The following is a 17471-nucleotide window of genomic DNA, read 5'->3' on the forward strand; positions in this document are numbered from 1 at the left end:
TCCAGGGGAGGATAAGAAAGAGCGTCACTGCTTCTTCTGCGGAGGCTTGCGCGGCGGGCGCGGGGCGGCGGCAGGCGTGGGCGTGCCAGCCATCTTGTTGGCGGCGTCGCTGACGTCGAGCAGCGAGCGGCGGATGTCCTCGACGTAGGCAGCCGACTTCTTCTTCATGGCATCGGCGAGCTCGTGCAGTCCCCTGATCTTCTCGAACAGCTCGTCCGCCTTGCCGTCGGCGAAGCCGGGGACCACGCCTTCGATCTTGGTGACCGCCTTGTCGAAGCCTGCGAAGGCGCTGTCGACCTTGGCCATGACGGAGTCGATCTCGCCGCCCTTGCTTCTGAGATCGGCGGTGTAGTTCTCGAACGTGCGCAGGCCGTCCTTGATCGCAGGGGCATTGCTGACGATCGTGCGATCGACGCTGTGCAGGGTGTCGACGATGGATTCGGCGTCGCTGAGATCGGCGATCAGCATGGGGACGCCGTCCGTATCCAGCGGCACCGGCGGCGCGGAGGGCGCGCCGCCGATCAACGAGATCGCGGCGACGCCGGTGAGACCCTGGAACTCGATGCCCGCAACCGTGTCCTTGCGGATCGGCGCGGTGTTGTCGAGCATCACCAGCGCCACGATCTTGCGCGGATTATCCAGCTTGATCGACAGGATCTGGCCCGCGGGAACACCGTCGAAATTGACCGGCCCGCCGCGGCGCAGGCCGCTGGCGGAGCCGCCCTCGAACACCACGCGCAACTGGCTCCGGCTCTGGGCGGTGCGCCATTTCTGCACGCCGAGCACGCCGCCGAACGCCACGGCGATGACCGCCAGCGTCGCCGTTCCGATTACGAGGTTGCTCGCGCGTGCCATGCAGGGCGATTTTACGGCCAAAGCGGGATGGTTGGAAGGACGATGCTGCGGCCGCAATACTAGAGTGGGCGGGTTAACGACTTGTCCGCCGTAGCTCGAAGAGCGAAGGCGGAAGCGTAACCCGCCAATCCGCCTTACGCGACATCAATGCCCTGCCGCGCGTTTTGCCGCAGCATTATTCAGCACGATCAGGGCGTCGACGGCGACGCCCGTTTTGGTGTTGATCAGGAACGGATTGATGTCGATCGATGCGATCCGGTCGCCGGCGTCTGCAATCAAATTGGACAGGCCGACCAGCGCTTTCACCGCGGAGGCCTCGTGCAAGGCCGGCTTGCCGCGATAGCCGCGCATCTTGATACCGGCCTTGGTGCGGCCGATCAGGAGCCGGGCCTCGGCCTCGTCGAGCGGTGCGCCAGCGAGCGCGACGTCCTTCATCAGCTCGATGTCGATGCCGCCGGTGCCGAACAGCACGACCGGACCCATCTCGGCATCGAGCGAGGCGCCGACCACGAGCTCGAGATCGGCCTTGACCTGCTGCGCGATCAGGATGCCGTCGAGCTTCGGCTTGCCCTTCAGCTTCGCCACCCGCGCGGTGATGTCGGCGAATGCCTTCTTCACCTCCGCTGCGCTGTTGAGGTTCAGCACCACGCCGCCGATGTCGGATTTGTGCAGGATCTCGGCGCTGACGACTTTTGCCACGACCGGGAAACCGATCTGCTTCGCGATCTTCGCGGCGTCCGCCGCCGTCTGCGCAATCGCCTCCTTCGAGATCGGGATGCCGTAGGCCTTCAGCAGCTTCTTCGAGGCAACCTCGTCGAGCGCGGCACCGCTCGCCGATTTCAGCGCCTTCTCCAGCACGGCGCGGGCGGCAGGCTTCGAGCTCGAGGCGATGTCGGGCACTGCCTTGCGCAGCTTCGCATAGTCGAGCAGCGATTTGATCGCGGTCACCGCGCGGTCCATGCCCTGCATGACCGCGAGATGCGGCAGCGATTTGCGCAAGCCTTTGGTGAATTCGGTGAAGCCGACCGACATCGCGCTGATGTAGATCACCGGCTTGCCGGCCCGGCTCGCCATCCCATCGACGATGCGCAGATTGCGCTCGCGCAACTCGTGCGGCGCCTTGGGCAGTTCGGCATCGATGATGACGATGTCGATATCGGGGTCGTCGATCATCAGCTCGATCGACTTCATGTAGACGGAGGGATCGACCACCGCGGCAAAGCCCGCATCGAGCGGATTGCCGACGATCGAGCCCGGCCCGAGCATCTTCGCCAGTTCGGAGCCGACGTGCGGGCTCAGCGGCGCAAAATTCAGGCCTTCCGCATAGAAGGCGTCAAGCAGCATGCCGCGCTTGCCGCCTGATAGCGTGACCGCGGCGAGCCGGTCGCCCTTGGGCACGGCCGCGTGAACGAAGCATTCGGTGGTCTCGATCAGCTCGTCGAGCCCGCCGACCCGGATCACGCCTTCACGGGTCGCGATGGCGTCAAAGGTCTCGATCGACCCTGCGAGCGCACCGGTGTGTGCCATCGCCGCGGCGCGGCCGCCCTCGGACGAACCGAGCTTGAGTGCGATGACCGGCTTGCTTGCGGCGCGCGCGGCCTTGCAGGCGTCGCGAAACGCCTTCGTGTTGCGCACGCCTTCGAGGTAGACCACGATGACCTTGATGCTCGGATCCTCGGCAAAATAGCGCATCAGGTCCGGCGTCTCGAGCCCGGCCTCGTTGCCGGTCGTCACCATGTAACCGACCCCGACGCCGCGATCCTCCAGCGCCTGCCGGATCGCCATCACGATGGCGCCGGATTGCCCGGCGATCGCCACCGCACCCTGTTCCATGGTGACGACGCGGTCGTCGATATTGGTGAAGAGCTTCTCGCCGGCGCTCAAATTGCCGAGGCAGTTCGGGCCGGTGACGGCGAGCCCCGTCTCGCGTATCGCGGCCTGCAATTCGGCAGCGAGCTTCTGGCTCTCCTCATCCTGCAACTCGCTGAAGCCCGACGTGACGATGGTGGCCGAGCGCGCGCCGGCCGCAGCGGCGTCGCGGATCACCTGCACGGCAAAGCGCGCGGGCACCAGCACCAGCACGTGATCGGGCTTTTCCGGGAGGCTCGCAAAATCCTTGTAGCAGGGCACACCCCAGATCGCCTCGCGCTTGGCGTTGACCGGATAGAGCCCGCCCTCGTAGCCGTACTTGACGAGGTTGTTCCAGATGCGCTCGGCATAATTGCCGGGCTTGTCGGTCGCGCCCACCAGCACAATGTTGTGCGGGTGCAGCATGGCGTGGATGCCCTTGACGATGTCGCTGGCATCGGGCGCTGGAGACCATGGACGCGGAAAAACGGACGCAGCAGGTACCTTGGCTTCCATGGCGCTTCCTCACCTCTTGTTCTTGTTGCAGCGCGCTGTCTTGCGCCGGCGTCTGGCGGGACTGATCGTGATGGCTCAATGCCGCGTGGCGGAATGGCGGGTGCTTCGCGACAAGGCTAGCATCACCAGACTTTTGGCGAAAGTGCGAACGATCGGACGACGTGCCACGACTGCGTGACGCGCATTCTTTCAAATGGTGATCACGCCTCTGCTATCGTTCAGTAACGCAGCAGGCGCAGCTTGTAGGCGTAGTGATAGGCCAACTGCTTCGCGAGATAGGAAGCGATGGCGCGCCGGATCTGCATCTGCGTCGGATCGAAGCCGAGAACGCGGCGCCGCAGGATGCCCATCTCCCTGACGCCGAGCGCGTAGGTCGAAGCCGTCTTCTGTGCATCGTGGATGCGGAAGCAGGCGAGAAATCGCGGCAGGCGCACGAATTTGAATTCCGCGGCTTGCGCCCGCAGGATGAAATCCCAGTCCATCGCGTAGTGGAAGCTCTCGTCGATGGGCCCGATCCTGTCCCACACGCGCTTGCGCCAGAACATCGTCTCCTGCGGGATGTAGTCGGCATATTGCAAAGCCTTGCCGTCATGCGGCGGCAGCACGGCGCGTCCAACCTCGAGCCCCTCGCGGTCGACGAAGACGCGATGGCCGTAGACGACGTCGACATCGGGATGCGCTATGAAGTAGTCGGCGACATAGGCGAGCGCTCCGGGAAGCAGCATGTCATCGCTGTTGAGATAAGCCATGATCTCGCAATCGGCACCGGCGAAGCCGAGATTGATGGCGTTCGACTGCCCCTCGTCCGGCTCGCTCGTCCAGCTGATGCTCTCACCTCGGCTCTTCAGGAGATCGATCGTGCCGTCGATCGAGGCGCCGTCCTGCACGTGATAAGTCAGCTTCGGATAGTTCTGACTGACGATGCTCTCGATCGTGGCGCCGAGATATTGCGCCTGATTGTAGCTCGGTGTGACCATCGTGATCCGCGGCGCATTCGCCGGGATCGCGGGCGCAGGCGGGAAGGCAGTCAGGTTGAGCAGGCGCGGCGGATATTGCTCGAAGGTCCACATCGGCGGGCGTCGCCAGAGGCTCCGCAGCGAGGATCGTCTCTGTCCGGCAGCAATGAGGTCCTGATTCCGTTCCAGGAGCGCGACACGATTTTCGAGTTGTTCCAGCCGCTGTTCGAGGCGCTGCCTGAACTCGTCGTCCATTACAGGTTGTCCTGAAAATTACAGCGTCAAAAGATCAATCGGCTGTTCTTACAGGTCTATAGGAGACGACGCCAGTTCAGCGGCCCGATCAAGCGCGGTTCCCCGGCTGTTCGGCGCGGTCTCTATCGATCCCGGATGGCCGATTGCGAACCGCTATTCACCTGTTTCGATCAAGGTGGCATGCAGGGTGTAGCGCTCGGGTCCGGGCGTGACGGCGTCGAAGGGCCAGCAGGTTGTGAGCACCAGCTCGACATCCTGCGCCGCGGGATCGATGCCGGACTCATCGAAGCGAACCACAGCGGAGGAATCCGCCCGATAGCGAAAGTGCTTTCCGTCACGGCGTGTGACATCGATTACGTCACCAATGGCGACATTCCGCAGGAAGCGGAAATGTGTATCGCGATGCGCGGCATATACCGCAATGCCGCGCTCGCCGGCATCAGCCGTTTGGTGGATATGGCCGGGTCCGAAGGCGAGGGCCTGGCCGCTGGTGCCTTCCAGCACGATCGCGCTGGCGCCGATCCGCTTCACCTCGATTCGTGCGACCGGCCAGGTGTCGGCCCATGACCATGGCTTGACCACGCCGCCGGTCGCAACGCTCCTGTCGAACGCGCGATCCAGCAGCACCTGCGCGAGCCAGGCCTTGGCATGGATGTAGGCGCCGTCGCCGAACAGGATGAGGCCGACAAGTGCGAGAGCGAGAGGGGAGATCAGGCGGAGCATTGTTTCCACACGCGTCATTGCGAGCGCAGCGAAGCAATCCAGAATCCTTCCGTGGAGGCAGCCTGGATTGCTTCGCTGCGCTCGCAATGACGGCAAGAAGAAAAAGGCGCGCGCGGCCGTTGGTATGGGACGGGCAGCCGCGCGCGCTAACAGAGGAGTTCGGGGGGCTCCTCTCTCAAGCGGCGTCAGTGAGCAAGGGCTGACGCCGGTTGAACACGTACAGGATCAGGGCGAGCACGATCAGGATGAAGCCTGCGATCATCTTGAGCTCGGCCGAGGTCGCGGTCTTGGGCAGACGGATCGCATCCGGCGCGGCGGGCGTCGGCCGCCTCGTCGTCGGCTGGTTGCGCGCATCTGCATGGCGTTCGCGCAACTGTGTGGGCGTCAGGTGCGGTCGCTCACCAAAAACCTTCTCGAAATCCCAGCCGGCCGGCAGGTTGAGCGGCAGCTCGCTGAGCTTGAGCGGCGCCCCCTCGGGGCGGCTCGGCGTCTTGTCGACCGCGACGAGGCTGGTGAGCCGCGTGACGATCTGGTGGTCGAGCGCCAGCGCCAGGATCGCCTTGTCGGAGTCTTCGGGCGTCATCTCGCGCATGGTACGCGCCACCTCGGCGTCGCCGATCTTGCGCTTGGCCCAGAGTTTTGACAGGCCCTTGCCTTCGGCGGCGTTTTGCAGCGGCAGCGTCACCGACCACGGGCGGTCGCCGACGCGTCCCTTGATCTCGAGCGAGCCGGCGAGCTTGTCGAGCTTCGCCGCCAGCACCAGCGGTTCGTCGCGATAGACGTCGGGAATGATCGCAGGCGTCACGTCCGCCTTGGCATCGGAGAACTTTACGCTGAGGCCGGTCACGGCCGGGTTTTCCAGCTTGGCAAACAGGCCGCGCATGCGCTCCTCGACCTGCTCGACGGAGCCGATATGGGTGAAGGCGCCGCGGCCGAGCTCGGCGGCGCGCGTCATCAAATAGGTGTTGGGCGCGGACCCGATGCCGACCATGAACACGCGCGAGCGGCCCCGCATCGCGGTGATCGTTTCGAACAATTGCTGCTCGTTGCCGATCGCGCCGTCGGTCAGGAACACCACCTGGCGGACCATGCTGGTGTCGCCAGCCTTGTCGGCCAGCGCCGCGCGCATCGCCGGCACCATCTCGGTGCCGCCGCGGGCCTGCAAGGCACTGACGAACGAAGTGGCTTCACCGACATGCACGGCGTCGGCCGGCACGGAGGCCGGGAACAGCACGTCCATGGTGTCGTCGAAGCGGATGACGTTGAAGCGGTCACTGGGTTGAAGGCGAGAGAGCGCGTAAGTCAGGCTGGCCTTGGCCTGAACGATCGATGTACCGCCCATCGAGCCGGAATTGTCGATCACGAACACGACCTCGCGCGGCAGCGGCTTTTGCGTCGCCTGCTCGGCACTGGGCGGGGTGACGAAGGCGAGCAAATAGTCGGCATCGCCGACACGCTCGCGGAACAGCCCAACGGACGGTGCCTTCTCCGCGGCCGGCTTCCAGGTCAGCTCGAAATCGCGGTCGGCGGCCACCGCGCCGTCAGCGAGCGTGACGATTCGCGTCGCATTGTCCGGGCTCTCGACCTTGACGTTATGGTGGTGACTCCTGACCTCACCGAGCGCGAAGCCTGCCTTCAGGCGCACCGTGATGCTGGTCGGATTGACCGGCGCGTTCCTGGCGGGATCCAGCACCGGTGGCGCGATACGGTCGCGGTCCAGCACCGGCTCCGAATTGGTCGCGCCCCAGCCCGAGCCGTCCTTGCGGAAGTCGACGCTCTGCACGATCGGCGCCGGATTGTAGCGCGGCCCGACCACCAGCGGCAGCCGCAGCGAATATTCATTGCCGGATTGATGCACCGGCTCCTGATATTCGATCTGCACCAGCACGGTTTCGCCGGGACCGATATTGGCGACCGAATTGGTGAAGATGTTCGGCCGCTCCTGCTCGGTGAGCGCGGCCTTTTGGCCGGCGCGGCGCGCCTGCTCGTAGATCACGCGTGCCTGCTGCCGCTCCTTGATGTCGCCGATGATGACGCGGTCGCCGATCACCATCTTCAGCGTGTCGACAGCGCCGCCGGCGGGAAGCGGATAAACGTAGGTCGCCTCGACCCAGTCCTTGGTCGGATTGCGGAAGACTTGGGTGACGCGTGCGCGCAGCGTCGGGCCTGATACCGTGATGTCGACGTCGATGCCGAGGCGGATCGCCTCCGTGTAGGCACCGTCCTCCTTCAGGAGAAGGGTGCCGGATTTGGCATCGCCGGGCTGGAGCAGGCTGGCCTGCTCCGTCGTCGCCGACCATCCGGGCTCAAGACTCACGAGCAGGGCCACGAAGGCGACCAGCATCACCGCGATGCCCTGCACCAGAAGAAACAATCCGAGCTTGATCAGCCGCCCCAGCATGGGGTGCTCGTCGCTGTCGGCTGTGTCGTCGCTATCCATTTCGCCTGCTCCCGAAGGGTGTTCGCTGGCTCGGAGCATCCGTCGGGAGCGCCTGAATGCGCGAGCAGAATGATCGGCAATGTTCCGCCGCGGCAGGCCCGGGCGGGCCGCGGCCGGGATGGCCATGTACGGTTTTGTGCTGGTTTGTCCGCCCTGCTAGACTGTTGCTTGTGGAGCAGGGTTGACGATGCAGATGCAGGACAAATCCCCCGACAAGCAGCTGTCGGACGAGCAGAGCCGCGAGATCGCGGAGACAATTCGGGAGGAGCTCGCCCGGCGCCGGATCTCCCGGCAGGCGCTGGCCGAGCAGGCCAAGCTCAGCGTGTCGACGCTGGAGAAGGTGCTCGGTGGCCGGCGGCCGTTCACGCTGGCAACGACCGTGCGGCTGGAGCAGGCGCTGGGCGTCTCCTTGCGCAAAAGCGCCGCCGTGGTGACGCCTCCGGCCGCAAACGATGTCGCGCCCGACAGCCTCGGCTCCTATGCGCATCGCGCGGTGACCTGGCTCGAGGACGTCTACATCACGCTGCGGCCGTCCTTCGGCGACAAGGATGCGATCTTCGCCTATCGCACCGAGATCGTCTGGGAGCCGAAGGTGTCCTCACTGGTGTTCCGCGAGGGCGAGCGGACCGATGCCGCCTATGAGCATACCGGCGAGGTTGCGGTGCCGCATCAGTCCGGCTTCATCTATCTCGTCATCATCAAGCACGGCCAGCATCGCGTGATCACGGTGTCGCGGCCGACGGTTGCCGGCGAGATGTACGGCATCATCTCGACGCTCCGCGCCGGACCCGGCTCGCAACTGACGCCGATCGCAGCGCCGATCGCCTATGTGCCGCTCCGCAACGTTGCGAAGCCGTCGCTGGGACGGGTCGGCCCCGACGATGCCAACCACGCATTGTATGGAAAGCATCTGCGCCGCACGGTGGAGGAATCGTTCGCGTTGTTTCTGTCGGTATAGTCCGCGAGAAAGAGTCAGGAATGGCGTCGCGTGCGTCTATAAGGGAATATGCAGGACGTGCCCGCACCATACGGCGGTGAATCTCCGCTGTTCTCCATCATCATCCCGCTGGAACATCACCGCGGGCAGTGGGAGCTGTCCTGGCTCGGCTGGACGTCGCAAACCGCCGACAAATCGCTTTACGAAATCATTCTGGTGGTGCCGCCTGATTTCAAGGCACTCAACGAGCTGAAGGCGTTGGCCGGCGGCAAAGCGCGCCTCGAATTCACCAATTCGGACCATGACATCGGGCTCTGCGCCTTCGGCGCCGCCAAGGCCCGCGGCAAATATCTGTTCTTCACGGAGTCGCATTGCCGGCCCGAGCCTGACGTGATGGAGGCCTGCATCCGCGCGATCGACGCGCGTCCCGACTGGGCGGGGTTCTCCTGTCAGTCGGTGCCGATCTGCCATAACCGGCTGTCCGTGGCGGAGGCCGCCATGTACCAGGCCGACATCGAGTTCGGCATGAAGCAGCATCCCTGGCGCAAAGTGCTGGACCAGTGCTTCGTGACGCGGCGCGACGTCTATTGGGAATGCGGCGGCCTGCGCGAGGAGCTCGGCCATTTCGCCGAATGGGTGCTCGCCGCCGCGTATCACGCGAGGGGCCATACGATCGGCTATCTCGAGGAGGCGCGCTTCCATCACTACTATATCGGCGAAATCGGCGAGTTGAAGACATTCACGCTCGATTTCGTGCGGGGCGAGATCCGCTATCTCAGCGAAGCGCGCAACGATCCCGGCAGCGAGCTGCTCGAAACTCCGGTCGAGTGGAGCAGTCGCGGCGATTTCAACGTCGCGCTGGCGCGTAGCGCTCTTGGTGCACGGATACGCGCCGGCGGCGTGACCAGCGAAGGCCTGCAGGCGATCGGGCGTTGGGGCGCGATCGCACTGGCCGGCGACCGCCTTGCGCTTGGCCTTGCACGTTTGTCGGCAGGCTATGCGCGCTGCAGTCTGACCGTGCTCACCATGGGCGGCTCTCGCGGCAGCATCGCGCGCTGGCTGAAGCGTTATATCGCCGCGCTGATCCACTATCAGCGCCTCTCTTGTATCCGTGGCATTCGGGGGAGCCTTGGCGGAGCTGCGCAGAGTCTCGGCGATCAGATGGTCGCACAGGCCGGCTTCCATGCCTGGGAGGTCTGGCAGGGCCGCAGCTTCCGCTGGAGCGAGCCGGAAGCCGCCTTGCGGATCGGGGCGCCGCCTGGGCGCACCATCATTCGCATCGCGTCGCCGGAGATTCGCGGGCCGCTGGATCGGATCGGCGTGCAGTTCTATCTCGACGGCGTGCGCGTTGCGGATGCCGCGACCGCGATCGACGCGGGTGCCTTCGTTCTTCAGCTCGATCTGCCGCCATCGGGCGCGGCGATCCTGGCATGGGCATGTCCGCGCTTTGCGGCCATCGATGACCCGCGCCGGCTCGGCCTGCCGGTCGCGGGGATCGACGTCAGTGCAGGCGAAGACGTCAGCTGGACGTCTCCACCCGTTGCTGCGATGCGTGGCTAGCCGCCCGTTTCGGCGCTGATGATGTCGCCGAACAGCTCCCACTGGCCCTTCTTGAACCGCCACATCTTGAGCTGCTCGATCGGCGCGAAGTCGGTGGCCGAGGTGTTGATCTTGATCCCCGGGATCAGCGTGTCAGGGACGAAGTCCTTCAGGCTCGCGGCCTGCTTCATCACGTTCTCACGGGTCAGATTGTCGCCCGACTGCTTCAGCACCTGCACCATGGTCTGGGCTGCGGCATAGGCGTACACCAGATTGGCGTCCGAGATGTTCGCACCGGGCATGTACTTGTCGATGAAGGTCATGAACTTCTTCATGCCCTCGTCGTCCTTCCACTGGGGATCCGACGCATCCTTCAGATAACCGGCCGACAACACGCCTTCGGATGCCTCAAGGCCGGCCGGCTTCATCACCGCGCCGATGGAGACCGAGACGTCGGTCATCAGGTGCATCGGCTTCCACTCGAGCTCCGCGATCTTCTTGATCGCCTGCGCCGCGAACTTTGGGGTCGCGATGTTCACGAAGACATCGGCGCCGGTGCCCTTGAGCTTGACGATATGGGCATCGATCGACGGCTCCGACGTCTCGTAGCTCTCCTCCGCCACGATCAGCTTCGACGCCTTTTCGCCGAACACGTCCCTGATGCCGGCGAGGTAGTCCTTGCCGAAATCGTCGTTGGCATAGAAGATCGCGACCTTCGCGTCCGGCTTCTCCTTCAGAATGTATTTCGCGAAGATCTGTGCCTCGACCCGGTAGCTCGGCTGGAAGCCCATGGTCCAGGGGAAGTTCTTCGGGTCGTTCCACTTGCTGGCGCCGGTGGCGAGGAAGAGCTGCGGCACCTTCTTGGAATTGTGGTATTTCTGCACGGCGGTCTGGGTCGGCGTGCCCAGCGCGTTGAAGACCAGGAAGACCTCGTCGCTCTCGATCAGCTTGCGGATCTGCTCCACGGTCTTCGGCGGCGAGTAGCCGTCATCATAGGAGATCCAGTTGATCTTGCGGCCGTTGATGCCGCCCTGGTCGTTGATCATCTTGAAATAGGCTTCCTCGGTCTTGCCGATGATGCCGTAGGCGGAGGCGGGGCCGGAATAGGCCTCGACATTGCCGATCTTGATCTCGGTGTCGGTGACGCCGGTGTCGTACGCCTTCTGCGCATACGCGGACGGGGTCGCAAGCAGCGTCAACGCCGTTGCTGCGGCAAGCAGGGGGAGTTTCTTGTTCATGAAAATTCCTTGGGGTTTTCTTTGCGGTTTCTTCTGGGTTGGAGCAGGCACGTCAGAAACGAAGAAGCGCCCGCAAGGGGCGCTTTGATCAGGTGTTGGCGACTTTCTTGTCGACTTCGGACGCCACCGAGAATTCTTTCCGCAACGTCGGCTTGTGGATCTTGCCGGTGGCGTTGCGCGGCAGCGCATCGACGAAGCGCACCTGTCGTGGGCATTTGAAGCGCGCGAGATTGGCCGCGCAGTGCGCAAAGACATCCGCCTCGGTCAGCCGCTGACCGGGCTTGGCTGCGACGATGGCGAGCCCTACTTCGCCCCATTGCGGATCGGGAATGCCGATCACGGCGGCTTCCGCGATCGCGGTGAGCTGATGCAGGATGTTCTCGACCTCGGCCGGATAGACGTTCTCGCCGCCCGAGATGTACATGTCCTTCCAGCGGTCGACGATGTAGTAGAAGCCTTCCTCGTCGACGCGCGTCGCATCGCCGGTGTGGAGCCAGCCGTCGGTAAACGAGGTCTTGTTTGCCTCCGGCCGGTTCCAGTAGCCCGGTGTGATGTTCGGACCCTTGACCCAGAGCTCGCCGAGCTCGCCGACATCGGCGTCGCTGCCGTCGGGTCGCACGATCCGCACCTCGGTGTGCAGCACCGGCTTGCCGGCCGAGCCCGCCTTGCGCGCCGCATCCTCGCGATCCAGCACCAGCACGGCCGGCGAGGTCTCGGTCATGCCATAGCCCTGCTGCAGCGCGACACCGCGCGCCTCCCAGACTTTGAGCAGCGGCACCGGCATCGGCGCGCCGCCGACACCGCAGACGATCAACCGGGTCAGGTCGGTGGTCGCGAAGGCCGGATGCTGCGCCATGAACTGATAGATCGCGGGCACGCCGAAGAAGACGTTGATGCCCTGTGCGGGATCGTTGATCAGACCGAGCGCCGTGCCGGGATCGAAGGCGCGCATGATCATCACGGTGCCGCCGGCATGCAGCACCGGGTTGGTGTAGCAATTGAGCCCGCCGGTGTGGAACAGCGGCAGCACGGTGAGCAGCACCGAGGCCGGCCCGATGCAGGCGGGGCCGCCAAGATTGACGCAATTCCAGAACGTCATGCCATGGGTGATGGTCGCGCCCTTGGGATGGCCCGTGGTGCCCGACGTGTACATGATGGTCGAGACATCATCGAGCGTGACCTCCTCGGCGCGGGCGAGCGGCTTGGCGGACGCGATGCCGGTCTCGTAGGCGCCGCCGGGGCCGAGCAGCAGGCTGCTCGCGACGTTGCAGAGCTTTGCGACGGCGAGCGCAGTCTCGGCCAGATCGGTGTCGTGGATCATCACCTTCGGCGCGCAATCGCCGGTGATGAACTGAAGCTCGGGAACGGTGAGGCGGGTGTTCAGCGGTACGAAGACGGCGCCGAGCCGTCCGCAGGCGAACTGCACCTCCAGCGTATCGGTCGTGTTCAGCGCCAGCACGGCGACGCGGTCGCCGCGCGACACCTTGAGCGCGTCACGGAGAAATCCGGCCAGGCGCGAGACGCGGGCATCCAGCTGCGAATAGGTGAAGCGGCGCTCGCTCGCGAGGTCGATCACCGCGACCTTGTCAGGCGTGCGGCGGCCGTGATGGACGATCCAGTCGTAATAACGAACGGCCAAAAATCCCTCCCTCGGCGGTCTTGTGCCGCCTGCGTCCCTATTTGCCGGGCACCATGCCCGGCGTGGCCCTGGGGCCAGCCGGAGTTTGTGCGCACGTCTTTTTTTGCCCCGGAGTTGGCCTGCGGGGGGCGAAAATCGTCTTGCGTTGAGTTGCTAGGCGATGGGCTCCCGTGCAGCGGTTCCCCCGGTCAGCCACTCTGCGCAAGTGAACGGCAGATGTTCCGGCCATGGTGGCCAACACGAATCCGCCAGCAGGGCGAAACGACGATGAAGAGCCCGTTTTATACCGCCGAGCATGACGCCTTCCGCGAGGTGATGCGCCGCTTTGTCGAGAAGGAGATCACGCCCTTTGCACATGAATGGGACGAGGCCGGCGAATTTCCCCGCGTGCTCTATCGCAAGGCGGCCGAGATTGGCCTGTTGGGGCTTGGATTCCCCGAGGAATATGGCGGGATCGCCGCCGACCAGTTCATGAAGATCGTGGCGAGCCAGGAATTGGCGCGTGCCGGGGCCGGCGGGGTCAGCGCCAGCCTGATGAGCCACACCATCGGCTCGCCGCCGATCGCGCGGGCGGCGCGCCCGGAAGTAAAGGCGCGCGTGCTGCCGCAAGTGCTGTCGGGCGAGAAGATCTCCGCGTTGGCGATCACCGAGCCGGGCGGCGGCTCGGACGTCGCGAACCTCCGCACCAGGGCGCGGCGCGATGGCGATCACTACGTCGTGACCGGCGAGAAGACCTTCATCACCTCAGGGATGCGCGCCGATTATCTGACCGTTGCGGTGCGTACAGGCGGCGAGGGCGCCGGCGGCGTCAGCCTGCTCCTGATCGAGGGCGACACGCCCGGCCTGTCGCGCACAAAACTGAAGAAGATGGGCTGGTGGGCCTCCGACACCGCGACGTTGCATTTCGACGACTGCCGCGTGCCGGCCGAAAACCTGATCGGCGAGGAAGGCCAGGGCTTCAAGATCATCATGCGGAATTTCAACAGCGAGCGCATGGGCATGGCGGCCGGCTGCACCGCCTTCGCGCGGGTCTGCCTCGACGAGGCGATCGCCTATGCCAAGGAGCGCAAGACTTTTGGCAAGCCGCTCGCCCAGCACCAGGTCATCCGTCACAAGATCGTCGACATGGGGCAGAAGGTCGCGGCATCCCAGTCGATGCTGGAATTACTGGCCTGGCGGCTCGAGCAGGGCGAGAGCCCGGTCGCCGAGATCTGCATGATGAAGAACCAGGCGACGCAGACCATGGCGTTCTGTGCCTCGGAAGCCGTGCAGATCTTCGGCGGCGCCGGCTTCATGCGCGGCATCAAGGCCGAGCGCATCTACCGCGAGGTCAAGGTCAACGCCATCGGCGGCGGGACGGAGGAGATCATGAAGGATCTGGCGTCGCGGCAGATGGGATTATAACCGCTTTCTCCGTCATGCCCGGGCTTGTCCCGGGCATCCACGTTCTTGCTGCCGGGTGACGAAGACGTGGATGGCCGGGACAAGCCCGGCCATGACGAGCACATTAGAGATACCGAGAGCTGAGCTGACAAAAATGCTATTCACCGCCGACCACGACGACATCCGCCGCTCCTTACAAAAATTCATCGCCAACGAGATCAATCCTCATGTCGATGAATGGGAGAAGGCCGACATCTTCCCGGCGCATGAGCTGTTCAAGAAGATGGGTAGCCTCGGCTTCTTGGGGCTGAACAAGCCGGTCGAATTCGGCGGCTCCGGCCTCGACTATTCCTATGCGCTGATGATGGCCGAGGAGCTGGGCGCCATCACCTGCGGCGGCGTGCCGATGGCGATCGGGGTACAGACCGACATGGCGACGCCGGCGCTGGCGCGGTTCGGCTCGGACGAGGTGCGGCGCGAATTCCTCAGCCCCTCGATATCAGGCGATTACGTCGCCTGCATCGGCGTCTCCGAGCCCGGCGCCGGCTCGGACGTCGCCTCGATCAAGACCAATGCGCGCTCGGACGGCGATGATTACGTCATCAACGGCGGCAAGATGTGGATCACCAACGGCACCCAGGCCGACTGGATCTGCCTGCTCGCCAACTCCGGCGATGGGCCGGTTCACCGCAACAAGTCGCTGATCTGCGTGCCCATGAAGAGCAAGGGCGTCACGGTGGCGCGAAAGCTCGACAAGATGGGCATGCGCTCCTCCGACACTGCGCAGATCTTCTTCGACAATGTCCGCGTGCCCAAGCGCAACCGGATCGGCGAGGAGGGCAAGGGCTTTACCTACCAGATGATCCAGTTCCAGGAGGAGCGGCTCTGGGGCGCGGCGGCCTGCCTGAAGGCGCATGAATACATCATCAACGAGACCATCGAGTACACCCGCAACCGCAAGGCGTTCGGGAAGTCGATCCTCGACAACCAGGTCGTGCACTTCAAGCTCGCGGAGATGCAGACCGAAGTCGAGCTGTTGCGCGCGCTGATCTATCGCGCCGCCGAGCAACTCGTGGCCGGCGAGGACGTAACCAAGCTTGCGACCATGGCCAAGCTCAAAGCCGGCCGGCTCGGCCGCGAGCTCACCGACGCCTGCTTGCAATATTGGGGCGGAATGGGCTTTACCAACGAGACGCCGGTCAGCCGCGCCTATCGCGACAGCCGCCTGACCTCGATCGGCGGCGGCGCCGACGAGGTCATGCTGATGGTCCTGTGCAAGATGATGGGCACGCTGCCCGGCAGTAAAGGTATTTCCTGATGATCACGCTCTATCACTGCGACGCCGCGCGCTCGTTCCGTCCGCTCTGGATGCTGGAGGAGATGGGGCTTCCGTATGAATTGAAGATGCTGCCGTTCCCGCCGCGGGTCTTCGCCAAGGAGTACCTTGCGCTCAATCCGCTCGGCACCATTCCCTTCATGGTCGACGGCGAGACGAAGATGACCGAGTCCTCCGGCATCTGCCATTACCTCGGCATCAAGCACGGACCGACGCCGTTGATGGTCGGACCCGAAGATCCCGCCTATGGCGCCTTCCTGAACTGGATGTATTTCAGCGATGCCACGTTAACCTTCCCGCAGACGCTGGTGCTCCGGTACACCCAGCTCGAGCCGGAGGAGCGCCGCAATCCGCAGGTCGCCGGGGATTATGCGAAATGGTTCTTGGGGCGCCTGCGCGCGGTCGAGGCGGCGACGGCCGATGCCGAAACATTGTGCGCAGGCCGCTTCACTGCCGCTGACATTGTCATCGGCTACGCGCTCCGGCTTGCCAACAACGTCGGACTCGCCAAGGATTTCGGGCCAAATGTCGCAGCCTATTGGGCGCGGCTGCAGCAGCGCGACGGATTCAAGCGTGCGGTCGCTGCGGAGCAGAAGGCCGGCGTCGAGCAGAATGTTGCGCCGCGCGTGAGGGCGTAAGCATTCCGTAGGATGGGACTGCGGTCTCATCGCGGTTCCGGGACGACTGATCATCGTCCCGGAATGGTAATCTTTTGCGCGCCATGACAGCGCTATCGCGCCGTGACAGCGCCCAAATTTCCGCTAAGGTGACCTCCGTCCGCAGCGGCCAAAGAGCCGCGCGAGGAGGATCCCAATGGAAGATAACGGTCGCGAATCCGACCATCTGATGCTGATCACGCCGGAGCGGGTATTCTATGCCGGCCTGCTAGGCCGTCCCCGCAAGCGCACCCCCGGCTGCTGCCACGTCTATGTCGCGGTGAAGGGCAGCCTGCATCTGACGATCGACGACGTTCTCGCCACCGGCGAGCTGTTCGTGACCCTGCCGAACCAGCGGCATTCCATCGCCAGCGACTACCGCACTGCAATCAGCGTGACGCTCGAGCCGGAAAGCATGCCGGACGGCGTAATCGAGGCCCTGGCCGAGCGGCTGACCGGACCTGACCGGGCCGTCTATGCCCGCAAGATCCTCGCCGCCTACACGCTGCTGCGCCAGCGCCGCTATGGCGACATCACCACCGCCGAATTCGACGAGATGTGCTTTGGCGAGGCGTTGCCGCGTCGCGTGCTCGATCCGCGCGTGATGCGCGCCGTCGCCCGCATCGGCCGCTTCTCCGGCGAGCCGGTGACGGCGGATACGTGCGCCACCGAAGCGGGGCTCTCGGCCTCGCGCTTCCTGCATCTGTTCAAGGAGGAGACCGGCATCTCGTTCCGCTCCTTCCGCGCCTGGAAGCGCGCGCGGCATTTGCTGCACTTCGCCAACCAGGACCTCAATCTCGCCCATCTCGCGCAAGACATCGGCTATCCCGACTCGACCCATTTCAGCCATTCGATCCGGCGCTTCTATGGATTGAAACCGCGCGCGATCTTCGTCGGCTCGCGTGATCTCGCGATCTATCGCAGTACCGAGACGGTGCGGCTCGCGGAGGCGAGCTAGGCGCGCTCTCGTAGGGTGGGCAAAGCGAAGCGTGCCCACCATCTTCACCGAGCCTCGAAATGTGGTGGGCACGGCGCGAGAGCGCCTTTGCCCACCCTACGATAGCTCGTCTTTAGCTAGCTTCTCCGCGCAAGAAGCCGCATGCTGCTCATCACATGATCGCAAGCGTTGAATTCTCAACTTGCGAGACAT

At 64.5% G+C, this 17471-nt stretch carries 13 protein-coding genes; 6 read left to right on the forward strand and 7 right to left on the reverse strand.

What is annotated here, in order from left to right:
- Nucleotides 1-24: 24 nt before the first annotated feature.
- The 5 genes from IVB46_RS13160 to IVB46_RS13180 all read right to left on the reverse strand — a co-directional run bounded on the left by IVB46_RS13160 (nucleotide 25) and on the right by IVB46_RS13180 (nucleotide 7593).
- On the reverse strand, nucleotides 25-855 hold the full coding sequence (locus tag IVB46_RS13160) for an MlaD family protein (RefSeq protein ID WP_063979996.1): 831 nt from the start codon (nucleotides 853-855) through the stop codon (nucleotides 25-27).
- A 144-nt stretch (nucleotides 856-999) separates the two neighbouring features.
- Nucleotides 1000-3219, reverse strand: a complete 2220-nt coding sequence (locus IVB46_RS13165; protein WP_247312955.1) for an acetate--CoA ligase family protein — start codon at nucleotides 3217-3219, stop codon at nucleotides 1000-1002.
- 218 nt (nucleotides 3220-3437) lie between these two features.
- Nucleotides 3438-4430, reverse strand: a complete 993-nt coding sequence (locus IVB46_RS13170; protein WP_247312953.1) for a glycosyltransferase family 2 protein — start codon at nucleotides 4428-4430, stop codon at nucleotides 3438-3440.
- Nucleotides 4431-4583: 153 nt separating this feature from the next.
- Nucleotides 4584-5153: a class GN sortase gene (locus tag IVB46_RS13175; protein WP_247312951.1), complete on the reverse strand. Its 570-nt coding sequence runs from the start codon at nucleotides 5151-5153 to the stop codon at nucleotides 4584-4586.
- A 175-nt stretch (nucleotides 5154-5328) separates the two neighbouring features.
- Nucleotides 5329-7593, reverse strand: coding sequence for a marine proteobacterial sortase target protein (locus IVB46_RS13180; RefSeq protein WP_247312949.1), 2265 nt, complete (start codon nucleotides 7591-7593; stop codon nucleotides 5329-5331).
- A gap of 187 nt (nucleotides 7594-7780) precedes the next feature.
- Here IVB46_RS13180 and IVB46_RS13185 point away from each other — a divergent pair, with 187 nt between their 5' ends.
- Nucleotides 7781-8551, forward strand: a complete 771-nt coding sequence (locus IVB46_RS13185; RefSeq protein WP_247313200.1) for a helix-turn-helix transcriptional regulator — start codon at nucleotides 7781-7783, stop codon at nucleotides 8549-8551.
- 48 nt (nucleotides 8552-8599) lie between these two features.
- Nucleotides 8600-10090 carry a glycosyltransferase family 2 protein gene (locus IVB46_RS13190; RefSeq protein ID WP_247312948.1) on the forward strand — a complete coding sequence of 497 codons (1491 nt, stop codon included), beginning with the start codon at nucleotides 8600-8602 and terminating at the stop codon, nucleotides 10088-10090.
- On the opposite strand, the gene IVB46_RS13195 is transcribed toward IVB46_RS13190, so the two are convergent.
- Together IVB46_RS13195 and IVB46_RS13200 are read right to left on the reverse strand one after the other, a co-directional pair.
- Nucleotides 10087-11307, reverse strand: a complete 1221-nt coding sequence (locus IVB46_RS13195) for an ABC transporter substrate-binding protein (protein WP_247312946.1) — start codon at nucleotides 11305-11307, stop codon at nucleotides 10087-10089. The two genes, IVB46_RS13190 and IVB46_RS13195, sit on opposite strands and share 4 nt — an antisense overlap.
- Nucleotides 11308-11395: 88 nt before the next feature.
- Entirely contained in the window at nucleotides 11396-12946 is a 1551-nt protein-coding gene (locus IVB46_RS13200) for a long-chain fatty acid--CoA ligase (RefSeq protein WP_247312944.1), read from the reverse strand.
- Between the two features lie 267 nt (nucleotides 12947-13213).
- On the opposite strand from IVB46_RS13200, the gene IVB46_RS13205 reads away from it, so the two are divergent.
- The 4 genes from IVB46_RS13205 to IVB46_RS13220 all read left to right on the forward strand — a co-directional run bounded on the left by IVB46_RS13205 (nucleotide 13214) and on the right by IVB46_RS13220 (nucleotide 17279).
- Nucleotides 13214-14350, forward strand: coding sequence for an acyl-CoA dehydrogenase family protein (locus IVB46_RS13205; RefSeq protein WP_247312943.1), 1137 nt, complete (start codon nucleotides 13214-13216; stop codon nucleotides 14348-14350).
- 133 nt (nucleotides 14351-14483) lie between these two features.
- The gene (locus tag IVB46_RS13210) at nucleotides 14484-15647 is read left to right on the forward strand and encodes an acyl-CoA dehydrogenase family protein (protein WP_247312941.1); all 1164 of its coding nucleotides are present in this window, start codon (nucleotides 14484-14486) and stop codon (nucleotides 15645-15647) included.
- Nucleotides 15647-16303 (forward strand): glutathione S-transferase family protein, encoded by a 657-nt coding sequence (locus IVB46_RS13215; RefSeq protein WP_063979986.1) that lies wholly within the window; start codon nucleotides 15647-15649, stop codon nucleotides 16301-16303. Before IVB46_RS13210 ends, IVB46_RS13215 begins: the two co-directional genes overlap by 1 nt.
- 175 nt (nucleotides 16304-16478) lie before the next feature.
- The gene (locus IVB46_RS13220) at nucleotides 16479-17279 is read left to right on the forward strand and encodes an AraC family transcriptional regulator (RefSeq protein WP_085404006.1); all 801 of its coding nucleotides are present in this window, start codon (nucleotides 16479-16481) and stop codon (nucleotides 17277-17279) included.
- Nucleotides 17280-17471 lie beyond the last annotated feature (192 nt).

The organism is Bradyrhizobium sp. 61 (genome assembly GCF_023073075.1).
GTDB lineage: Bacteria > Pseudomonadota > Alphaproteobacteria > Rhizobiales > Xanthobacteraceae > Bradyrhizobium > Bradyrhizobium barranii.